This window comes from Enterococcus sp. LJL51, from assembly GCF_054871795.1.
Genome location: NZ_JBTXLW010000002.1, coordinates 93945 through 115060 on the forward strand (window position 1 = coordinate 93945; position 21116 = coordinate 115060).

The 21116-nt window shown below is 38.3% G+C and carries 21 protein-coding genes; 18 read left to right on the plus strand and 3 right to left on the minus strand.

The window, feature by feature from the left end:
• Positions 1–245: 245 nt before the first annotated feature.
• Together ACYSNQ_RS02605 and ACYSNQ_RS02610 are read left to right on the plus strand one after the other, a co-directional pair.
• A complete protein-coding gene (locus ACYSNQ_RS02605) occupies positions 246–1409 on the plus strand; it encodes a glycoside hydrolase family 88 protein (protein WP_426081237.1) in 1164 nt (387 codons plus the stop codon).
• Between the two features lie 11 nt (positions 1410–1420).
• Positions 1421–3202: a glycoside hydrolase family 35 protein gene (locus ACYSNQ_RS02610; RefSeq protein ID WP_426081238.1), complete on the plus strand. Its 1782-nt coding sequence runs from the start codon at positions 1421–1423 to the stop codon at positions 3200–3202.
• Between the two features lie 26 nt (positions 3203–3228).
• Here the strand turns inward: ACYSNQ_RS02610 and ACYSNQ_RS02615 are convergent, their stop codons facing one another.
• Positions 3229–3936, minus strand: coding sequence for a GntR family transcriptional regulator (locus ACYSNQ_RS02615; RefSeq protein WP_426081239.1), 708 nt, complete (start codon positions 3934–3936; stop codon positions 3229–3231).
• A 437-nt stretch (positions 3937–4373) separates the two neighbouring features.
• Between ACYSNQ_RS02615 and ACYSNQ_RS02620 the strand changes: the two genes are divergently transcribed.
• The 4 genes from ACYSNQ_RS02620 (at position 4374) to ACYSNQ_RS02635 (ending at position 9823) form a co-directional block, all read left to right on the plus strand.
• A complete protein-coding gene (locus ACYSNQ_RS02620; protein ID WP_426081240.1) occupies positions 4374–5300 on the plus strand; it encodes a PTS mannose/fructose/sorbose transporter subunit IIAB in 927 nt (308 codons plus the stop codon).
• An 18-nt stretch (positions 5301–5318) separates the two neighbouring features.
• Positions 5319–6110 carry a PTS mannose/fructose/sorbose/N-acetylgalactosamine transporter subunit IIC gene (locus ACYSNQ_RS02625; protein WP_426081241.1) on the plus strand — a complete coding sequence of 264 codons (792 nt, stop codon included), beginning with the start codon at positions 5319–5321 and terminating at the stop codon, positions 6108–6110.
• Complete coding sequence (locus ACYSNQ_RS02630; RefSeq protein ID WP_426081242.1) at positions 6103–6903, plus strand: PTS system mannose/fructose/sorbose family transporter subunit IID; 801 nt, start codon at positions 6103–6105, stop codon at positions 6901–6903. The genes ACYSNQ_RS02625 and ACYSNQ_RS02630 overlap by 8 nt, the downstream gene beginning before the upstream one ends.
• A gap of 433 nt (positions 6904–7336) precedes the next feature.
• Complete coding sequence (locus ACYSNQ_RS02635) at positions 7337–9823, plus strand: polysaccharide lyase 8 family protein (RefSeq protein WP_426081243.1); 2487 nt, start codon at positions 7337–7339, stop codon at positions 9821–9823.
• Between the two features lie 272 nt (positions 9824–10095).
• On the opposite strand, the gene ACYSNQ_RS02640 is transcribed toward ACYSNQ_RS02635, so the two are convergent.
• Positions 10096–10527, minus strand: coding sequence for a hypothetical protein (locus ACYSNQ_RS02640; RefSeq protein WP_426081244.1), 432 nt, complete (start codon positions 10525–10527; stop codon positions 10096–10098).
• Between the two features lie 235 nt (positions 10528–10762).
• Between ACYSNQ_RS02640 and ACYSNQ_RS02645 the strand changes: the two genes are divergently transcribed.
• From ACYSNQ_RS02645 to ACYSNQ_RS02695, 11 genes are all read left to right on the plus strand, one after another.
• Positions 10763–11149 (plus strand): hypothetical protein, encoded by a 387-nt coding sequence (locus ACYSNQ_RS02645; RefSeq protein WP_426081246.1) that lies wholly within the window; start codon positions 10763–10765, stop codon positions 11147–11149.
• Positions 11150–11248: 99 nt separating this feature from the next.
• Entirely contained in the window at positions 11249–11638 is a 390-nt protein-coding gene (locus ACYSNQ_RS02650) for a hypothetical protein (protein ID WP_426081247.1), read from the plus strand.
• 97 nt (positions 11639–11735) lie between these two features.
• Positions 11736–12116 carry a hypothetical protein gene (locus tag ACYSNQ_RS02655; RefSeq protein WP_426081248.1) on the plus strand — a complete coding sequence of 127 codons (381 nt, stop codon included), beginning with the start codon at positions 11736–11738 and terminating at the stop codon, positions 12114–12116.
• 174 nt (positions 12117–12290) lie between these two features.
• Positions 12291–12707, plus strand: a complete 417-nt coding sequence (locus ACYSNQ_RS02660) for a hypothetical protein (protein ID WP_426081249.1) — start codon at positions 12291–12293, stop codon at positions 12705–12707.
• A 345-nt stretch (positions 12708–13052) separates the two neighbouring features.
• Positions 13053–13370 (plus strand): hypothetical protein, encoded by a 318-nt coding sequence (locus ACYSNQ_RS02665; protein WP_426081250.1) that lies wholly within the window; start codon positions 13053–13055, stop codon positions 13368–13370.
• Positions 13371–14618: a hypothetical protein gene (locus tag ACYSNQ_RS02670; RefSeq protein ID WP_426081251.1), complete on the plus strand. Its 1248-nt coding sequence runs from the start codon at positions 13371–13373 to the stop codon at positions 14616–14618.
• 19 nt (positions 14619–14637) lie between these two features.
• Positions 14638–14985 carry a hypothetical protein gene (locus ACYSNQ_RS02675; RefSeq protein WP_426081252.1) on the plus strand — a complete coding sequence of 116 codons (348 nt, stop codon included), beginning with the start codon at positions 14638–14640 and terminating at the stop codon, positions 14983–14985.
• On the plus strand, positions 14979–15236 hold the full coding sequence (locus ACYSNQ_RS02680) for a hypothetical protein (RefSeq protein ID WP_426081253.1): 258 nt from the start codon (positions 14979–14981) through the stop codon (positions 15234–15236). The genes ACYSNQ_RS02675 and ACYSNQ_RS02680 overlap by 7 nt, the downstream gene beginning before the upstream one ends.
• A gap of 566 nt (positions 15237–15802) precedes the next feature.
• Entirely contained in the window at positions 15803–17302 is a 1500-nt protein-coding gene (locus ACYSNQ_RS02685; protein ID WP_426081254.1) for a DUF1846 domain-containing protein, read from the plus strand.
• A gap of 351 nt (positions 17303–17653) precedes the next feature.
• Entirely contained in the window at positions 17654–18400 is a 747-nt protein-coding gene (locus tag ACYSNQ_RS02690) for an SDR family oxidoreductase (protein ID WP_426081255.1), read from the plus strand.
• A 253-nt stretch (positions 18401–18653) separates the two neighbouring features.
• Positions 18654–19184, plus strand: coding sequence for a dihydrofolate reductase family protein (locus ACYSNQ_RS02695; RefSeq protein ID WP_426081256.1), 531 nt, complete (start codon positions 18654–18656; stop codon positions 19182–19184).
• A 52-nt stretch (positions 19185–19236) separates the two neighbouring features.
• Here ACYSNQ_RS02695 and ACYSNQ_RS02700 read toward each other — a convergent pair whose 3' ends face one another.
• Positions 19237–20055, minus strand: a complete 819-nt coding sequence (locus tag ACYSNQ_RS02700; protein WP_426081257.1) for a MerR family transcriptional regulator — start codon at positions 20053–20055, stop codon at positions 19237–19239.
• A gap of 371 nt (positions 20056–20426) precedes the next feature.
• Between ACYSNQ_RS02700 and ACYSNQ_RS02705 the strand changes: the two genes are divergently transcribed.
• The gene (locus ACYSNQ_RS02705; RefSeq protein WP_426081259.1) at positions 20427–21104 is read left to right on the plus strand and encodes a PRD domain-containing protein; all 678 of its coding nucleotides are present in this window, start codon (positions 20427–20429) and stop codon (positions 21102–21104) included.
• Positions 21105–21116: the final 12 nt, after the last annotated feature.

The window sequence follows — 21116 nt, forward strand, 5'->3', positions numbered from 1 at the left end:
TTGTCAGAGTAAAATGATAAAGCTTGGAATCAAAATCAGAAAGCAGCTGATTTTGTTCCAAGCTTTTTTGCTGATAGAAAAGAATGTTGGGACTAATCTGGAGAGCAAGGAGATAACTATTCCAGCTCTGTTTCTATTTTTTTCAATAGGAAAATAAATTAACCCATTAGAAAGGTCGCTTTTTTTTCAGAAGTAAGCTATAATGAGATAAGTTAACATGTTAACAAGTTAAGGAGATGGACAAAGTGACTCTTCATGAAAATAAACAATGCCTGATTAATTTAGGCCAGCAGCTGACAGAAGAATGGCTAAATAATCAGATTGATTTTTGTATTCAGCAGCTTGAAAAGAATATGCTGCGCTTCGGCAATCAGTTTCCGTCCGCTTCAGCGGTTAATGGGCAATACCGAATCAAGGCCAATGATGATTGGACAAACGGCTTTTGGACAGGGATGTTGTGGCTTGCTTATGAATGGACTGGAAAAGAAAAGTTCAAGCAGCAAGCGTTGAAGAATATTGACAGCTTTCAGCAGCGTTTGGATGATCACTTTGTGCTGGATCACCATGATATTGGCTTTCTTTATAGCTTATCGGCAGGTGCCGGCTATCGAATTACTGGCGATCAGCAGTGCAAAAAAACACTTTTACAAGCGGCAGATGTTTTAAGTGCCCGCTTTCAGCCGAAGGGGAATTTTATACAGGCTTGGGGAAGACTAGGTGATCCGAAAGAATACCGTTTAATTATAGATTCTCTAATCAATGTCCCGTTGCTGTTTGAAGCGACACGGGTGTCTGGTCTGCCTCGCTATGCAGAGATTGGAGAAAAACATTACCAAACTGTTTTAAAAACAGTTATCAGAGCGAATGCTTCAACTTTTCACACCTTCTATTTTGATACTGAAACGGGGGCACCCAGCCATGGCGCAACCCATCAGGGAAACAGTGATGCTTCTATTTGGGCTAGAGGACAAAGCTGGGCAATATTAGGAATTCCTTTAGATGAAAGCGGACGGAATCAGCCTTCTGTTCCAGCTGTTTATAGCCGGATTGTTGATGTTTTTCTGGAACAGCTTCCAGCAGACTTAGTGCCTTATTGGGATTTTGATTTCAATGATGAGAATCCTTCAGACAAAGACAGCTCATCGTTGGCAGTGGCTGCCTGCGGACTGTTGGAGGCTGAAAAGCTGACTGCTTACTCAGATGCAGAAGCTATTGCAAGAGGGATGGTTTATCAGCTGGGGGAACATTACACAGCTCAGACAGCTCCTGATAATGAAGGGCTGCTTTTGCATGGCGTATATGCCCATGCTGAAGGAAAGGGGATTGACGAACCGAATTTATGGGGCGACTATTTTTATTTTGAAGCTTTAATGCGGTTAGCAAAACCAGATTGGCAAAGATATTGGTGAGGAGAGAGAAGATGGAAACATTTGAGATAAAAGAAGAGTTTCTACTGGATGGTCAGCCAGTAAAACTCATTAGCGGAGCAATTCATTACTTTCGTTTAACGCCTGAACAATGGGAGGATAGCCTATATAATCTGAAAGCACTCGGAGCAAATACAGTTGAGACATATATTCCCTGGAATATTCATGAACCGGTTGAAGGACAATTTGATTTTTCCGGGCTAAAAGACATTGAAGCTTTTGTAGGACTGGCACAAGAGTTAGGCTTAATGGTTATTTTACGTCCGTCTGTTTATATTTGCGCTGAATGGGAGTTTGGCGGACTACCGGCATGGCTGTTGAAGGAAAATGGGCTGCGGCTGCGGTCAACAGATCCGAAGTTTATGGAAAAGGTGCGCAGGTACTTCAATGTTCTATTGCCCAAGCTGCTGCCTCTACAGGTGACTCAGGGCGGTCCCGTCATTATGATGCAGATTGAGAATGAGTTTGGCTCTTATGGTATGGATAAGGAGTATCTGCGTCAAACGAAAAAGCTGATGGAAGACTGCGGTGTTGAAGTGCCGCTGTTTACTTCTGACGGCTCCTGGGATGAAGTGCTGGATGCGGGAACGCTAATTGAAGATGATGTGTTTGTCACTGGGAATTTTGGCAGTCATTCAAAAGAAAATGCCGCAGTGCTTCAGGCGTTCATGTCGAGGCATGGAAAGAAATGGCCGATTATGTGTATGGAATACTGGGATGGCTGGTTTAATCGCTGGGGAGAGCCTGTTATCAAACGAGACGGCAAAGACTTAGCTAAGGAAGTAAAGGAGATGCTGGAAATTGGTTCATTGAACTTGTACATGTTTCACGGCGGCACAAATTTTGGTTTTTACAATGGGTGTTCAGCAAGAGGAACGACGGATTTACCTCAAGTTACAAGCTATGATTATGACGCTTTGCTGACAGAAGCAGGTGAACCGACAGAAAAATATTATTTAGTACAGCAGGCAATTCGAGAAGTTTGTCCAGAGGTCTGGCAGGCTGAACCTCGCAAAAAACAGCTGGCCAGCTTGGGGGCATTCCCTGTAACCGCCAGTGTTTCCCTATTTCAAACGAAAGAAGCGATCACCCAGCCGATTGAATCCTCTTATCCTTTGACGATGGAGCAAGCTGGCTCCGGATATGGCTACATGCTGTACTCGCTAACGCTTAAAAATTATTCTCATGAAAACAAGCTAAAATTTGTAGAAGCGGGAGACCGCATCCAAGCTTATGTAAATGGAACACATAAAATCACCCAGTATCAGGAAACTGTAGGAGAAGAGTTTTCGATTGAGGGACAAGCAGGCCAAGACACCATCGCATTGGATGTGCTGATTGAAAATTTGGGTAGAGTCAATTATGGCTATAAGCTGAACAGTCCGACGCAATCAAAGGGCATCCGAGGAGGAATTATGCAGGATATTCACTTCCATCAAGGGTATACACATTATCCTTTGGAGCTAACTGCAGAGCAGCTGGAAAAGATTGATTACGAAGCAGGAGAAAATTCTGAACAGCCGTCATTTTATAAAGTAATGTTCAATTTAGAGGAGCTGAGTGATACATTTATTGATTGTTCAACATATGGTAAAGGGGTTGTTTTTGTAAATGGAACAAACCTTGGGCGCTATTGGCAGAACGGTCCAATTCATACGCTATACTGTCCAAAAGAATTTTTACAAAAGGGAGCAAACGAAGTCGTTATTTTTGAAACAGAAGGTGTTGAGATTACGGAATTATCCTTCTCGGCAGCACCAATTGTGAAAAAATGAAATGCTAACAAAAATAGAAGTGGAAGCTACTCAGCTTCCACTTCTATTTTTGTTTTGAAATATTTCCAGTGCTTATAACTGACGATATACTCTGCAACACTACGATCTGGTAAATAGGAGTGTTTGACCTGCTTGACTGCAGGTTCTCTAAAGCTTAACCGTAAAAGATTCAGCAGCTCAGCATCATCCGGGAAAACAATCTCATTCGTTTCTATAGAGGCTAATGAAAAGAGATCGAGATTAAAGTCTTTACGTACCCGCTCGTAGACGCTTGCGTAGGCAGATAAATCAGTATTGATAGGTTCTTTGACTAGCTTCTTAGGTAAATGAGTGATATGAACCAGAAAGGGAATATCTCCAAAAGAACGGACACGTTTGATTTTATAGTAAGAGCTGTGAGCTGGCAAACCTAATTCTTTTAGTATCTCCGGGTTCTGTTCCTCTTCGATAGAGAGGACCTTAATTTTTTCGGTATCCAACGAATGCAGCTCAATATCTGAAAACTTTACACTTTGTGAGACCTTTGATTTTGACACGAAGGTGCCTTTCCCCTGAATCCGGTATAGGTAGCCTGCGCTGGTCAGTTCGTTTAAAGCCTTCACCGCTGTAATGGAGCTGACAGAATAGTTTCGTTTGATATCAGCTTCGGAATAGAATTTATCTCCAGGAATAAATTTGTGATTTTTTATTTCGCTCATGAGCTCCTGTTTGATTTGTTCGTATTTAGGAATCATAGCAACCTCCTTTTTATGACATAGTTATTATAGATTATTCATCGCTTATACAGGAAAAATCAAGCAGTCTCTACCTGTATAGAAAGCGAGAAGATGAAAGAATCAGTGAAGTAAACAAGATTATTCAGTCCAATTCTTTGAGATAGCTATCGTGTTACTTAAAAAATTTATTTTGCAGAGAGTGTGCTTAAAAAAGCGTACCAGTACTTGCGTTCTTGAAGAAATCTATCTATTTAAGGATAACATGTCAACTTGAGATTAGCAATCGCTTTATCTTTTATAACATATGGAGTAAAATAACCATGGTCAAAATTTTAAAATAAAATTCAATATATTAAGATATTAGGTTTACGAATGAGTTGATATGTGATATAGTAGGTTTACGCAAGACATAACATGTTAAGTGAGAACATTTTAAACCAATAGGAGGGGATTAAGTGAAAAATATTGTATTGATAAGTCATGGTGAGATGGCAGAAGGGATAAAAAGCAGTTTGGAAATGATTGTTGGGCAGCAGGAACAAGTACATACGGTTTCTTTGCGGCCTGACGGCGATAATATCCAGTTCGAAAACGAATTGCTTTTGAAAATGAAAGCCCTTAACAAGCCAGTACTTATTTTAGCAGACTTAGGTGGAGGAACGCCATGTAATGTGGCAGCTAAGCATTATATGGAAGAAGAAGAGGTAGATATATTAGCGGGAATGTCGCTTCCAATGGTCATTGAAGCGGCAGTCAATCAGCAAATCACTGTAAAGGAACTGCTTAATCTTTCAAAAGGCAGTATGGTGGATGTCAAAGCTGAGATTAAACGCTCGGAAAAAGGTGAAGAAACTTCTGAAGCAAACGCAGACTTGGATAAATACAAAGAGTTTGAAGGAAAAGCCGTCATCGTCAATGTACGAATCGATGAGCGCCTTATTCATGGACAGGTTGCTGGGATTTGGTCGACGAGTTTGAATACACAGCGAATTATTGTCATCAACGATGAAGCTGCAGCAGATCCGCTGCAAAAATCTTCATTGCGGATGGCTGCACCGACAACGATGCGTTTATCAGTTTTGACTATAGAGGCTGCAGCAGAAAATATCCAAAAAGGAAAATATGGAAAACAGAGACTTTTTCTTTTATTCAAGAATCCGACAGATGTTCTGAGATATCTTGAAGCAGGCGGTCAGCTTACGGCTGTGAATGTCGGCAACATGAGCTATAAAGAAGGCGCCAGAGAGATAACCAAGAGCATTAAAGTTATGAAGGATGAAGAGCTTGTGTTTGAAGGAATTGCAGAAAAGGGAGTAAAAATTACCGCTCAGCTGGTACCTAATGATCCATCTATCGATTTTATGGAAAAACTACGAAACTAAATTCAGGAGGAAAGAACCATGCACTTAGAAGCATACCAAATTATTCTTATTACTATTTATGCATTTATTGCGATTAATGATTCACTTATTTCAAATACGCTGACTCAACCGGCTATCGCCGGAATGATTTCAGGGCTAATCATGGGAGACTTAACCACTGGATTAATGGTTGGAGGAACATTACAGCTGATGCGTCTGGGGATTGCTGCATTTGGCGGAGCCTCTGTACCGGATTACTTTACAGGTGCGGTGCTGGGAACAGCATTTGCTGTGCTATCTGGTAAAGGAGCAGAATACGGCATCGGACTAGCTGTTCCTGTTTCCCTGTTGATGCTTCAACTAGATGTTGTTGCCCGCTTCTGTAATGTCTATTTACTGCATCGTGTGGACAAAGCGATTGATAACATGCAGGTTAGCCGAATTCCTAAGTTTGTTTTATCAGGTTCATTTTTATGGGGATTATCCAGAGCAATTCCCATTTTGCTGATGCTGCTTGTGGGAGATGCGGCGGTAACAACGATTACTGAAAACACACCTGAATGGCTGATGACCGGATTAAAAACTGCTGGTGGTGTCTTACCGGTAGTTGGTGTGGCAATTTTATTACGATATTTACCGACAAAACAATATATTCCTTATTTGTTGCTTGGCTTCTTTTTAGCTGCCTATCTACAAGTGCCAATGTTAGGTATTTCAATTATCGGAGTGGTGGCAGCGATGCTGGTTTTCAAACGTGACAGCGAGAAAGGTACGGCTCAAGCTGTTACGGGAACAGATACTTTTGAAGGAGGATATGACGGGGATGAGTAATCAAAAATTAACAAAACAAGAGCTGAATGCAATTAGCTGGCGCTATATTTTAGGTAGTCAGCTGAACTGGAACTATGAGCGAATGATGAGTACAGGTTATCTTTACGGTATTTTACCAGTGCTGAAAAAATTCTATGGACATGATGAGACACAATTTCAAGATATGCTGCGGACACATAATCAGTTCTTTAATACAAATGCAATTTTTGGAAATCTGATTATGGGGATTGATGTGGCAATCGAAGAGCAGGACGGTTACAAAGCGAAAGAAACAATAGTCGCTTTGAAAACGGCTTTAATGGGTTCATTAGCCGGTGTCGGTGATTCCCTGTTTCACGTTATCTGGGGAACCATTTTCGGCTCGGTTGCAGGAACCCTGGCTCAAAGCGGGTCTGTCGTCGGCTGTGTCATCTGGATAATCGCTAATATTGCCTTGCTGTTTGCTCGGGCAGCTTTGCTTCCGCTAGGATATAAGCAGGGAGTTAAGCTTGTAACAACACTAAAGGATAAGCTAGCTGCTTTTACCAATGCGGCAACCGTATTGGGAGTAACTGTGATTGGTGCACTCATTCCATCAGTAGTCAAAGCAACGGTACCATTCGTTTACAAAAAGGATGGTGTTGAGCTGGTAATTCAGGATACATTAGATGCTATACTACCTTCATTAGTACCGATTTTATTAGTCATCCTAACATATTGGATGCTGGGACAGAAAAAACTAAATTCTACCCGTGTTATCTGGATTATTTTAATTCTTTCGATTGCATTGAGCGCATTTGGTATTTTAGGTTAACGTTGAAAAGAGGAGAGTGGGACAATAAGTTTCCACTCTTTTCTTTGCTCAAAACCCGAATGAACGGTATTCCAGAAGCAGCTCACTTCACTCCGATTTCATCAATCTCTAAATGAACAGAGTTGCTAAGAATTGAAGCTCTCGGAGCTGCATATTTTTTTATGCCTTCATTTTTTTGAGCTTTTCTATCTTTGGGAAAAGCTCAGACATGTCAAATAGGCATTCTTTAATAAAATAATAGTCAAGAGAGCTACGGATTTCCGGTAATTGTTGGTAAAAAAATGAGTTCCAGTATCTGTCATTGTAACTAAGAGGGGAGTGAGAAGGATCAGCTGACATATGGAGGTTTTCAAATAGGTTTTAATGCAAGAAGAACAGTTGATTCAAGGATATCGGGGGAGAGCTGCAATCAAATAGAAGAGGATGTGTACGAATGGTAAAAGTATTACGTAAGAAGTCTATTTTAGTGATTAGTTGTTCAGTGATGGTCGGGCTGCTGCTCTACCAGCCAAATGCAGTATGGGCTGAAGAACTCAAACTGACAAAGGAAACTGTTCCTCTTGTTAGTCAAGGAGAAGCTCCGCTGGAGAATGAAACGGATACGTATGACCAACTACAGGAAAAATGGCGGAATCAGCTGGTTTCTGATCAGTATGATGATTCATCTCAGGAAGTAGTCAATTATGTTCAGAAGCTTTCAGAGGAAGCAGAAGCTCTCTATCAGACAATGGATAAGAATCCTGACCGAACATTTCTGTGGTCTTTAGAACCGGGAAATACTCCTTCAGCAGATTTGACTACTCAGTTTACCAAGCTTCAAAAACTCACATTGGCATACGGAACAAAAGGAACCAGCTTTTATCAAAATCCTGCAATCAGTAAGACGGTTCAAGCTGGATTGGATTTCATGTTGTTGAAAAAAGGCTATGATGGTAAAAAATACCATGGAAATTGGTGGGATTGGCAGATTGGTGTTCCTCAAAAATTTGTTGGAACATTGATGATTCTTGGAGATGAGGTTCCAAAGGAAAAGCTTCTTCGCTATACGGACGCAATCAGCGGGTACGTACCTGATCCATTCAAGCAGCTATATACAAAGCCTCAAGGAACCTTTGTTGATTTGGCATTTATTCCGAATTTTGTCACCTCTGGGGCAAACCGGACGGATTTAGCTCAGACTGTTCTGGGATTAGGAATACTGCAGGAAAATGCTGATAAAATTAGACAGGCATCAACGAGTATCGTCGATGTGTTTGAATTGGTTGATAAAGGAGATGGATTTTATCAAGATGGCTCATTTATTCAGCACAATACGATTCCTTATACTGGTTCTTATGGTAATGTACTGATTAAGGGGGTGGGGCAAATTCTTGGAATTACTAACGATTCTGAATTTGAACTATCTTCTGAGGTTGTTCAAGCTTTTGTAGAAAATGTAGATCGGGCATTTTTACCTTTGATATACCAGGGAGAAATGCTGCCAGGGGTCAACGGACGGTCGATTTCCCGAGCGCCGGCTCTAACAAAACAAGGCTATGGTTCGACAACGATGTACAATTTACTGATTGTCGCTCAATTTGCTCCCGATACTTATCAGCAAAAACTCAAAGAAGCTGTAAAATACTGGATGAAGGAAAATCCTGATTATTATTTGACAAATACTAGAGATTACAATGATTTAAGGATGACACTGTCATTGCTGGATGATACTTCTATTTCAGGAGATCAGCTGCCTTTCATTGGAACAAAGATGTATGCTTCTATGGATCGCTTTGTTCAGCGGACGCCAGAATATATGATGAGCTTGAGTTTGTATTCCAACCGTATTTCTTCCTTTGAAGCAGGCAATAAGGAAAATAAGCGTGGCTGGCATACAGCAGATGGAATGATGTACCTTTACACGAATGACGGTGTCCAGTTTAATCAGTCATACTGGCCAACGATTGATCCCTATCGGCTGCCGGGAACCACTGTAGACACTGTTGCACTAAAGGATGAGGTCTCCGCATTTACAACAGTAACCTCTAAAGAAAAATGGGTTGGCGGTGTTTCTTTTGAAAATCAGGCAGTAGTGGGGATGGCACTAAATAAAGAAGGAACTAAAAATAATGGAACGGTTCTACCGATGGATTTGAAGGGCAAAAAATCTTGGTTTGTAGTAAATGGTCAAATTGTTGCGTTGGGTTCTGGAATTACAGGAACTACCACAGCTTCAATAGAAACAGTCGTTGATAATCGTCTTCTGAACGAGGCGTTTAACTATCAGGTATTGTCAGATAATGGACCTATCAGTACCCCGACAGAACAAAGTAATAAAGAATGGTTACTGCTGGACTCAGATCATGACGAAGCGTCCATAGGTTACTATTTTCCGCAAAAAGAAGTAGTAGAGGTTGTCAGTGAAACCAGAACAGGGACTTATACTGAAATTAATGAAGCCTTTCCGAGCGATAAGAAATACAACGGCAGTTACCAGAAGTTTTTGATTAATCATGGCAAGCAGCCGGTTGGGGCAGAGTATGCCTATGTAATATTGCCGGGAATCAGTGAAGCCGATTTAAAAGTCTATGCTGGAGAAAAACCAGTAGAAATTCTTGAAAACTCTGCGGATATACAGGCAGTCCAACTACCTGCTGAAGGTTATACTGGTATCAATATTTGGCGGGCAGCTGGAGGAGAGGCAGCTGGAATTGCTTCTGATAAACCAGTTTCTCTCATGAGGCAAATAAAGGGAACAAAAAAGACCTTTACTCTTTCAGATCCAACGCAGTCCAATAGCCGAATGAAAATCAAAATTCCCAAAGACTACAATGGAATTTTATCGATGAGTGAAGGCATCGCTTACGATAGCTCAACTGACACCTTTAGTGTTGATTTTACAAACTGCAGTGGGCAGAGTAAACAGATTGTTGTGGAATAAATACGTAGAAGCTTAGTTCGCTATAAAGAATATACTACTTTAAACACTTTTCGATTTTTTCGAGAAGTGTTTTTTTATCTGAAATTACTTAAACAGTAAGAAATTGATTTCTATGATAAGGGATTATACGGATAAAAAAAGAACTAGAACATCACTTAAGACGACGATGTACCATTTCTGAAAAATCAGCCATTCCGTAGTTCAATGATGCTCCCAGCTTCAAAAATACAACTAAGTGAGATTATAGATGCGAAAACAGTTCCTTTAGTGAATCATTGGCTAGCTTTATTGAAAACATAATTACGCATTTTTTTGCTTATAAAAAAGGAAGCTAAAAGAAGGATAATCAACAGTTCAATGATCAAATTAAGACCTCTTAACAAGTCAAGGCTTCCCAGGTAGCCTTGAACGTCTGCTGAGATATTAAACAATAATCTACCAAGACTATAAAGAAAGTAAAGCAGTCCAATAGCAAGTACAGGACGGATTTTTTCCTCTTTAATTGACCATAGAGACAAACCAATAATGCCTCCTTGAATAACAATGTGGATGGCATAGTTTTTTAGAACCTCTCCGAAAAGTGCTGATCTGTATACACCGGGAAGACTGATAAAGAAAGAGAACATAGAAATAATATCTGTAACCAGAACGACAATAATTAAGGCGCAGAGAATGATAACCCTTGTTTCAAACATTTTTTTCATTTTAGTTAATACCCCTTAGATATTTTTATTAACCTTCGCATTATATCATTTTTCATAAATTAGTAAAACCTTTGAAAATATATACACCTTCATATATAAAGATTTTTTTGCTTTTTAATAATCTAAAGATTGCTTAGTTCGAACCAATCTTAATCATTTTTGAATAGATAGATATTATCTTTAAATACAAGTATAATGAAATAAGTGACTAAAAATTAACATTAAGGACGAAAAAATGAATAAGAAAATTATTGTAAGTATAATTGTTGTGTTAGTGCTGATACTAAGTATCGGCGGGGGATTTTATGTGGTTAAACAAAAGGAAAAAGAAGCACAGATTGTTGAGTGGGAAAAAGTTGTAGCTAAACAAATTAAAAATACTTTTGCAGATGTAAAAGAAGTTCATTTTTCTGAAATGACAAGTGAAAATAGTATATCAGGCATGACTGGTGTAAGTGTAAATATTGTTACTGATAAAGACAGTATGGAACTGAGCGTAACGTTACCGCCTGACATAGAAAATTCTACTTTGCGGTCTTATGTCGGCATAGCTCCTCAAAAAGGTGTTACAGAAAATAGAATAAAGGTGATTTACACAGATGGCAACGAGGAGGAAATTTGATTGTATGGCTCGTTTCCTTTCAATATGATGATGAATTCACTTGTAATGCAAAATTGGACAATAAACTGAAAAAGATAAAATAACATTAAGGACGAAAAAATGAATAAAAAAATTATTGTAGGCATAGTTGCTGTGTTAGTGTTGATCTCAAGTATTAGCGGAGGATTTTATGTGTTGAAGAAAAATGAACAATCACAGGTCGTTGAATGGGAAAAAGTGGCTGCTCGACGTCTAAAAAAGCAATTTGTAAATATTAAAGAAATATATTTCTTAGAAAAATATAACTACAATCATTTGGCTGGCTTTGTTTCGGTTAGCGCTGAGATTACAACGAATGATGTAAAAGATATTGTTGTAATCAGCTTGCCTGTTCCAGAAAATAAAGACGAAGGTATTGGTGCATACGGTAAACCTATAAAACTTAAACTAGGTGAGACTAAAGACAAAGTGAAAGTGGTTTATAGTGACTTAAGTGAGGAAGAAATCTGAGAGTATACAGATGAGAAACTGAATATCTCCATTGACAGTTAACTGTCTTTTAATTATAAGTAAAAAAAATTAGCAATTAAAAATTAAGGATGAAAAAATGAATAAAAAAATTATTGTAAGTATAATTGCTGTGTTAGTGTTGATCTCAAGTATTAGCGGAGGATTTTATGTGCTGAAGAAAAATGAACAATCACAGGTCGTTGAATGGGAAAAAGTAGCTGCTCGACGTCTAAAAAAGCAATTTGTAGATATTAAAGAAATACATTTTTCTGATAAATATAACTATAATCACTTAGCTGGTTTTGTTTCGATTGGAGCAGATATTATAACTGAAAATACTCAAGATGTTATTGAACTTAGTTTACCTATAGAAGAAGCTGGGGCATACGGGTATGGAGGAGCAACAAGATTGAAAGACGGCAAAACGGAAGCTAAAGTCAAAGTTATTTATAGTGATTTAAGTGAGGAGGACATTTGATTGTCTAGCTATACTGGTAAAAATTGAATATTTTCAATAAGTAATCACTTTTGTGGACATAAGTAACAATGATTACTCAGACTTTACGTCGCTTCAATCACAAATAGTTACTGCTAATTAAAAATATAATAAAATCAATAATTAAAGATAAAAAATAACAGTAAGGATAAAAAAATGAAGAAAAAAATAGTCGTAAGCGTAGTTGCTGTGTTAGTGCTAATAATTAGTATTGGTAGGGGATTTTATGTGTTTAAACAGAAAGAAAAAGAAGCTCAGATTGTTGAATGGGAAAGAACTGTTGCGAAACAAATTAAAAATACTTTTACAGATGTAAAAGAGATAAAATTTTCAAAGGATTATGCAGATAATTATTGGCCGGCTGGCTTTATTGGGGTTAGTTGCTATATCGAAACAGCGAATAGTGAAAGCACAAAACTTATTCTTAATATCCCGATTAACGATAAGGAAGATTTGAAGAATACTCTTACTATTGAGGCAGAGACTAATTTAAGAGACGGAAAAATAATTGAGGGAAAGACTGATTCAGCAGTTAAAGTAATCTATACAGATAGTAAGGAAGAGGATATTTGATTGTATATTGAAAAGGATTTAATAAATTGAACAAAAAAGTATCTCATATTAATCCAGGATATAACAAACATTCAGAAACTTAAGTTGCTAAAATAGATTCTGAACTGGAAAATAATCAAATAAACATGCTACTGTTGAAAGAAGTGAGTATAGATAGTTGCTTCGACAGATATCGACAACTTTAATTATAATATTTTTTTAATACATAGACTTCATCTTTACTTACAAGTATAATAAATTTAGTAATTAAAAATTAACATTAAGGACGAAAAAATGAATAAAAAAATTATTTTAAGCGTAGTTGCTGTGTTAGTACTAATACTAAGTATTGGAGGAGGGTTTCTCATGTTTAAGAAGAATGAACAGGTACAAGTTGTAGAATGGGAAAAAGTGGCGGCTCAACGTCTAAAGAATAAATTTGCAAATATAGAAGAAATTCGCTTTTTAGAAAAGTATAACTATAATCACTTAGCTGGTTTTGTTGCAGTTAACGTTGAGGTTATAACTAGTAATGGGATAGATACTATTGATGTTGACTTACCAGTTCCGGAGAATGAAGATTATGGTATAGGTTCATATGGTGGTCCTATAAAAATTGAGGTTGGAAAAACCATAAAAAAGATTAACGTTATTTATTCTGATCAGTCTGAGGAGGAAATATAATTGTATAATGATGAGATATTAAATGATTTGAATCAAAAAGTATACAATGTAGATCCTAGTTATCGAGAAAGTATAACCTATGTAACTAAGCCAGATAATGAATTAACTGGAAAAGAAAAAAATGTAGTCATAGTCCAATGTTATGACAACAATAAGGTGATAGAAAAGAAATACAAAGTTGTCGCCTCTGCAGATATTGACAACAACGGCTATCAAGGATTTGCTGTTGCCCCTATCACTGATGCTTATCCTCAGGGGGATCCCAATAATGTCGCGGTTATTTCTGCTGGGACAACACCGCCTTCTTTGGTTGGTGGTGAAGGTTCAGATGATTGGATGGATTTTTTTACGGCTTTTACTGCGAAAGATACTAAAAATGGCGGCTCCTTACAAACGAAGCAAGCTGATGATTTTTTGGATTTCGTTGTTAATAAACAAGGCTATAACGTTACTCAGTTGAGTGGCTACAGCCAAGGAGCCTATATGCTGAAGCTCGGAGCAAAATGGAAAATTCCAACGACTGTTTTTAATGGCTGGTTCTTATATGATTCTCTTAATGAAGATGAAAAGAAGTTTATGTTGGAAAATCCGGAGTTATTTAGGAATTACCGCAAACTGGATGATTCAACGGTTAATTTGTTGGACGGCAACAAAAGAGATAAAATCACAGATTTCGGGACTATCTTCTGGTTAGATGGGGATAGTCATAGTATTAAGGATTGGACGTTTGATAAGGATGGTAATGTTGTCTTTGGAAAAACAGAGAATCCAACCGTAAAGATGTCTCAGATTGCCCGTCAGGCTTCACTCCAAAAATGGGCATTATTTCAATTAAAGAAAAAATTCACTGCTAGCGGTGGTGGACTTTCTGCTAATGAACAAATCTATTTAGATGACAGTGAGGCGTTGATTGCAGTTGAGGCAGCATCAGCTATGAATAAAACGATGTCCGATTCGATAAAAAAGAAATATCAGAACGCTATTGATAAAGCGGAACAATTATGGCAAAAAACAGAGCAAGCGGCTAAAAATATCGGAACAACACTTAATCATACAGAAGTAATGGACGCTTTAGAATCTGGCGGCGCTTCTAAGCGAAGTATCGTAGATGAACCAGTCTCAGAATATAAAGACAAAATTACTCAAATGGAAAGCCAAGCAGAGGCGTATGAATCACTTATTTCTGAGATTAAAACAAGTATTGCTCAACTGATTGCTAAGGATCAATTATTAGCGGGACAGATTTAAGGATAAAGGAGAATTCGAATTGAGTCAGACAATCGAACAGCTGGAGGAAAATTACCTAAAGCAAAAACAGCAATATGAAGATAAAATGGATGATTTGCGGGTTGCCAAACATAAAGGCGAACAGATTTTAGAAGAGCTTGCTGAAGCTAGCCGCTATTATATAAAAACAATTACCGATGATCAGTCTGCTCTACAAGAGGGTCTCCGAGCATTAAATGGACTTGGTGATGAGTTTCAAGATACCTGTCAGAATGAAATAAAAAAGCTGGATAGTGAGCTAGAGGAAGTAGCGTCAGATTATCAGCGTAATTATCAGAAGTTAACTGAACAAATCGATAAAAATGAGGAGGAAGCTTCTCAATGGTAGATGAGCTATTAAAAGAATTACGTAAGAACGGTGAAAAGTTAATGATTCGCTTTTCAGCTGCTGGTTCTGCTTGCCAAGAAAGTGCGGCAAACCGGAGTGATGTTGCGAAAAATACTGAAGAAGAGATTGAAGCGCTAAAGAAAAGCATTCGAGGCACGTCTGAAACTTTGGGAAGTTCAATAAAAGGACAGTTTGGCAAGAAAGCGCAGGAGTCTTTAAAACAACATAGCGAGTCGTTAAAAGGATTTTAGCAGATAAAATGAGAAGAGGCTGGACCAAAAGTATTTTGTTTTAAGGACCAGAGAGGTAGTGTTCAACATAGCTCACAGCTCCCTGCGCTTCTCAGCAATAAGCCGGACTATACGAACATAGCTCCATCAGGTATGCCCCTTAAGTTGGACTAAAAATCTAACTTAAGGGGTTTTTCAATGAATTACTATGAGAATCACTTTAGAAAATGTGCCATCGAAGCTTATCTAAACGAAGCAGGAAATAAAGCAGCTTTTTTGGGAGTGAAAATCAGCATGCTTGATTAAAATCAAATGCGTTTTCCTAGAAGATGAATGTCCTGAAGCTTGTTCCGCCAGTCTCTATTTAAAATACAGGAAGCAGCACAAATGAGACTAATTCCCTTTTTCAAAGACTACAGCTAGAGATACTTAATTTCTCATTTTTGGTTTAAAACTAATAATCAATCTACTAAAAAAATAGTGGAAAACAGCTAAGAAAAAAATCCTTTATTTCTAACAGTTTTATATTGACGAATGTATGTATTAATGGAAGAATGGTTAAGGAGCAGGCGAGGAGGAATTTTTGAGTGAGAGAAATTGGATTTGATTCAGAAAAATACTTGACGGAGCAATCGGAGTACATTCTGGAACGAGTAAATCAATATGATAAATTATATTTGGAATTTGGCGGCAAGCTTGTTGATGATAAGCATGCGAAACGGGTGCTGCCCGGCTTTGAAGAAGACATCAAGGTAAAGCTGCTGCAGAAGCTGAAGGATCAGGCAGAAATTCTGATTTGTCTCTATGCAGGCGATATTGAACGTAATAAAATTCGCGGAGATTATGGAATTACTTATGATATGGATATTCTGCGTTTGATTGATGAGCTGAGAGGGTATGGTTTATCGACTAACAGTGTGGTTATTACACGGTATAATAATCAGCCGGCAACCAAGGTATTTATCAATAAGCTGGAACGTAGAGATATCAAAGTCTACAAGCATGAAGCTATTGAAAATTATCCTTTAAACGTGGAGAAAATCGTTTCTCAAGATGGTTTTGGTAAAAATGAATACATTGAAACAGAAAAACCGATTGTTATTGTGACAGCACCAGGACCTGGCAGCGGTAAACTGGCGACTTGCTTGAATCAGCTGTATCATGAAAGTAAGCTGGGGCATGCGGCAGGCTATTCAAAATTCGAGACATTTCCAGTTTGGAATGTACCGTTGAAGCATCCGTTGAATGTGGCTTATGAAGCCGCAACAGCAGATTTAGGGGATGTGAATATGATTGATTCTTTCCATTTAGATTCTTATGGACAGATGGCAGTGAACTATAATCGTGATATTGAGACCTTTCCGGTTATCAAACGGATTATTGAAAAAATAACAAATCAAGAGTCTGTCTACAAGTCTCCAACGGATATGGGAGTCAATCGGATTTCAGCAGGCTTTGTTAACGATGAGATTATAAAGGAGGCTTCCAGACAAGAAATCATTCGCCGTTATTTCCAGACAGAATGCGACTTCAAGAAGGGGCTTGTTAATGAAGAAGCAGTTAATCGGATTAGCTTGATTATGGAGGAGCTGGGACTGAAGCCAGAGGATCGAACAGTGGTTGCGCCTGCTCATGACTATGCAGAAAAGTATGAATCGCTGACAAAAGATCCGGTTGGAGTCATTGCGTTAGAGCTTCCTTCGAAAGAGATTATCACTGGAAGAACAACATCATTGATGGAGGCAGCGGCTTCGGTTATTTTGAATGCTGTGAAATTATTAGCTAAAATTGATGATGATATTCACCTACTGTCGCCAATCACTCTTGAAACAATTCAAAAGCTAAAGAAAAATGAACTTCATATGAAGGACCACTCTTTGAGCGTTAATGAGGTTCTGATTGCATTGGCAATCAGCGCAGTGACGAATCCAACCGCTCAGCGTGCATATGAAAAACTGGTTGAACTGGAAGGGGCTCAAGCGCATTCCACTGTTTTAATTAATAAGAATAATGAACAAAATCTGAAAAAGCTGGGGATTGACATTACCTGTACACCGGCTTATCCATCTGAACAGCTGTATTATTAATAAGGGTGTATTCTAAAAAATTTAATATAGTACAGAAGAAAAATGTGCCAGTAGGCTTACCTTGAAAAAGGGAAGTCCGCTGGTTCTTTTTTATGTAGGAGGAACTTAAATAGTGTGAGTAGTCATTAATAAATCAGCATTGCTTTCTACGTCTAAAAACCAAATAAAAAGAGGGTTCAAAAGCTTCCTTTTTTACTATTGATTTAGAGAAAGTATTTTATTGGCTGTTATTTTTCTGAATCGTTTTAACTGTTTTGAATAGTTGATTTTATAAAAACGCTTGACTTAAACCCGACTTTAAGTGCTATAGTTCAAATGTAATAAAAAAATACAGCAAGGTGGAGGATTATCATGACAGTTAAAGACAAAGTAGTAATTATTACCGGTGCATCTTCTGGAATTGGGGAGGCTACAGCTAAACGCCTTGCACTAAAAGGCGCAAAAGTAGTTCTTGGAGCAAGACGGGAGGATCGGCTGAAGGACTTAGTGAGCCAGATTGAAGCGTTGGATGGTCAAGCAGTGTATCGCGTAACGGATGTAGTTAAGCGACAAGATAATGCAGAGCTAGTAAAACTGGCACTAGCTACTTATGGTAAAGTAGATGTCATTTTTCTGAATGCAGGTATTATGCCGAGTGCTCCCTTATCTGCGCTAAAGGTGGATGAATGGGATCAAATGATTGATATCAATATTAAAGGTGTTTTGAATGGAATCGCTGCAGTTTTACCAACCTTTATTGAACAAAAATCCGGTCATGTTATTACGACCTCATCGGTAGCAGGTTTGAAAGCCTATCCTGGCGGTGCAGTATACGGCGCGACAAAATGGGCGGTTCGTGATTTGATGGAGGTTTTACGTATGGAATCTGCTCAAGAAGGAACCAACATCCGTACAGCGACTATTTACCCAGCTGCAATTAATACGGAGCTGCTGGAGACGATTACCGATGATTCAACGATGGCAGGGATGAGTGCCCTATATGCCCAGCATGGCATCACGCCTGAGCGGGTAGCTGGGGTGGTAGAATTTGCGATTGACCAGCCGGAAGACACAACTATTAATGAGTTCACGATTGGACCGACTACACAGCCTTGGTAATTAATAGAGTTAGCAGTTAAAAAATATTTAATATTTATAGATGACGAAAAAACAGGACAGCTAATAATTGGCATTATTTAGCGGTTTAATAGCTTGATAAGGTTAAAACTTTGTACTTTACACAAAGGCTGCAAGCTAGTTCTTATTTTCTGGTGTAGTTTGATTATTTCTGCTAAATTATTACAGAGTAAGATAAAATCTCTTTAGATGTAATCTATTATTACGCTAAAAAATAAGTAGGGGAGATAATTAAATGAGTATTTATTTTTATGGCTGTGTTAGTTTAGATGGTTACCTGGCAGATAGCCATCATCGAATCGACTGGCTTCATGAAACGGGTACACCAGAGGAAACCAGCTATCAGGAATTCTATGACAAGATGGACATCACGATTATGGGGCGTAAAACCTATGATGAAACCAGCAGTATGTCTGACTTCGATTCTTATTATGAAGCAACTGAAAATTATGTTTTTACTCATCGAGAAGGGCTTGATTCAGAGACTTTCACACCCATTTCGGGAGATGTCACTGCATTTGTTAAACAGTTTCCAAAAGAAAAAAATATCTGGATTATCGGAGGCAATCAGTTGATAGCCTCATTACTTGATGAAAATCTGATAGATACACTAATTGTTCAGTTTGCACCAGTGCTATTGGGTGACGGGATTCCGCTTTTTACTCAGCAGGAAGGAATAAAACGATATACGCTGAAAGAAGTTCATCAGTATGGTCAGTTTGCTGAGCTTGTTTTGGAAAAGCCTAATCCAACTAAAATACCGTAGCTTACAAAACAGAAGTATTCCGGAGATAAAAACAATCCGAAATACTTCTGTTTTATTCATCAATTTTTACAGAAATCTGTAAAATGTAATTTTCTGGAAAGCAGGTAGAAATTTCGTTTAGCAGGCTGTCTTCATAAACAAAATCTGTTAGCTGATAGTGATATTTTTTAGCATAATCGGTGATTTTTTTGTAAGTCTCCTCTCGGTCTCCGTGGATGCCGTAACTGTAAAGGACAATATAGCGACCGGCTGGTTTATAGGTTGTTGATTCAGGTACTCGATAGTAAAATTGAGCCGATTTTTCTACAGGTATATTTTGCTGCCTGTTGAGCTGAATTCTCATTCCCCAGGGAAAAGTACATTCATAGCCTTGAGAAGAAGCGTATTGGTAAAAGCGCGAAATCATTTTAGAGAGCAGCGGCTGTTCCCCCTCAACGAATAAAGGAATATCACCTAGAAAAATAGGTTCCTCATCGCACTCAATGATTTGAATCGTTCCCACAGATACAGACTGGGCCAGTTTTGTTGAGTTAATCTGCATGGTCATCATATTCTTAATTTGAAGAAGCTTGTCGATTTCTTCTTGAATAACCAGCTGCTGCTGTTCAAATAAGGCAATCATTTTTTCGGGATTTCGCTCTTTAATGAAATTACCGATGTCACTTAAGGACATGCCAATTTCTTTAAGAGTCAATATCAAGTTTAGCGTATAGAGCTGCCGGTAAAAATAATAACGATACCCGTTATCCAAAATCAATTCTGGTGAAAACAGCCCAATTTGATCGTAGTAAATCAAGTGTTTGCGCTGAATTCCTGCAGCTTTTGCAAATTCACCGGTGGATAAATACATGCTTTTATCTAATTCCTTCATAATAATAAACACCTCTTCTTCATTTTATTTAGGTATCACTTGACTGTCAAGAGGCTGGACAGTTTACACTTTAAATAGATAAAGCTTTGAGCGATGGGGTGGTTTTGCTCCCCTTACCTATACTATGCATAAAAGTAGTGCCCTAATCAGCCAACCCCTAAGTAGAAAAGTTTTTGTAATTCTCGCAGGTATGCAGTCTAAGTTGGAGGTTTTTATACAAGCAAGCTTGGAATTAGACATTGAGTGTTCATCGATACAGCTACTCTTTTGTTTTGTGTGGCGTACCATTAGGGGGGCTGTTTCAAATGGAGCTGGCTACTCCGCCCATGAGTTTTATATAGCTAATAATTTAAGTAAAGGATGTGTTGAATATGGAAGACAGAATCTTTGACACAAGTAATTTTCACTACAAACCGATATATGCTGAGTATACTAAGAAATACGTAATCATTTTGAAAAGCGGCATAGCAAATACCCTTGATTCATCTATCTATATCACGTTGTATAATTATTTGCTGCAGTGTCTGACTCATAGAACCATTATTGAAAGGAATCAGCCAAAAATTCATAATACAGCTTTATTTTTCAATCAGGAATTTGAACTGGCTCAAAAGATTGTAGCAGATATGAACAGCTCTTTTGGTTTGGTGTTAAATGAGTTTCATGCAGCAGAAATTACTGTGCTGGCGGCAGCGGCTGAGTTTCGAATCAGTACGGACCAGATAGACACGATTATTACTCAAATGAATGAGATGATTAAACTAGTTAAATACCGCTTCATGTTCCATTTGGACTATAATTCTCCCGCGGGGCACAGTTTCATTGAGCATCTTAAGCACCTCTCCGTTCGAATAATCACAAATCAAAAAGATGTTGATACCATTGATGAATGGTCCCCGCATGCAAAAGAAAAATTCAGGCTAGCTTATCAATGCTCAGTCGATATTGCTGAATTTTTAAAGAAAAAATATCAGTTTGAGCTGACAGAAACAGAAATTCTCTTTTTGACAATCCATATCCATTCACTCGTTTATCAGCGTAAAAATTAGCAGAATAGTAGA

Bases quoted from the DNA above. Each gene is read 5' to 3' on its own strand.
- ACYSNQ_RS02680 (WP_426081253.1), top strand. From the start codon at position 14,979: ATGGTAGATGAGCTATTAAAAGAATTACGTAAGAACGGTGAAAAGTTA.
- ACYSNQ_RS02650 (WP_426081247.1), top strand. From the start codon at position 11,249: ATGAATAAAAAAATTATTGTAGGCATAGTTGCTGTGTTAGTGTTGATC.
- ACYSNQ_RS02655 (WP_426081248.1), top strand. From the start codon at position 11,736: ATGAATAAAAAAATTATTGTAAGTATAATTGCTGTGTTAGTGTTGATC.
- ACYSNQ_RS02625 (WP_426081241.1), top strand. From the start codon at position 5,319: ATGCACTTAGAAGCATACCAAATTATTCTTATTACTATTTATGCATTT.
- ACYSNQ_RS02630 (WP_426081242.1), top strand. From the start codon at position 6,103: ATGAGTAATCAAAAATTAACAAAACAAGAGCTGAATGCAATTAGCTGG.
- ACYSNQ_RS02690 (WP_426081255.1), top strand. From the start codon at position 17,654: ATGACAGTTAAAGACAAAGTAGTAATTATTACCGGTGCATCTTCTGGA.
- ACYSNQ_RS02700 (WP_426081257.1), bottom strand. From the start codon at position 20,055: ATGAAGGAATTAGATAAAAGCATGTATTTATCCACCGGTGAATTTGCA.
- ACYSNQ_RS02665 (WP_426081250.1), top strand. From the start codon at position 13,053: ATGTTTAAGAAGAATGAACAGGTACAAGTTGTAGAATGGGAAAAAGTG.
- ACYSNQ_RS02660 (WP_426081249.1), top strand. From the start codon at position 12,291: ATGAAGAAAAAAATAGTCGTAAGCGTAGTTGCTGTGTTAGTGCTAATA.
- ACYSNQ_RS02610 (WP_426081238.1), top strand. From the start codon at position 1,421: ATGGAAACATTTGAGATAAAAGAAGAGTTTCTACTGGATGGTCAGCCA.
- ACYSNQ_RS02640 (WP_426081244.1), bottom strand. From the start codon at position 10,527: ATGAAAAAAATGTTTGAAACAAGGGTTATCATTCTCTGCGCCTTAATT.
- ACYSNQ_RS02635 (WP_426081243.1), top strand. From the start codon at position 7,337: ATGGTAAAAGTATTACGTAAGAAGTCTATTTTAGTGATTAGTTGTTCA.
- ACYSNQ_RS02645 (WP_426081246.1), top strand. From the start codon at position 10,763: ATGAATAAGAAAATTATTGTAAGTATAATTGTTGTGTTAGTGCTGATA.
- ACYSNQ_RS02695 (WP_426081256.1), top strand. From the start codon at position 18,654: ATGAGTATTTATTTTTATGGCTGTGTTAGTTTAGATGGTTACCTGGCA.
- ACYSNQ_RS02705 (WP_426081259.1), top strand. From the start codon at position 20,427: ATGGAAGACAGAATCTTTGACACAAGTAATTTTCACTACAAACCGATA.
- ACYSNQ_RS02615 (WP_426081239.1), bottom strand. From the start codon at position 3,936: ATGATTCCTAAATACGAACAAATCAAACAGGAGCTCATGAGCGAAATA.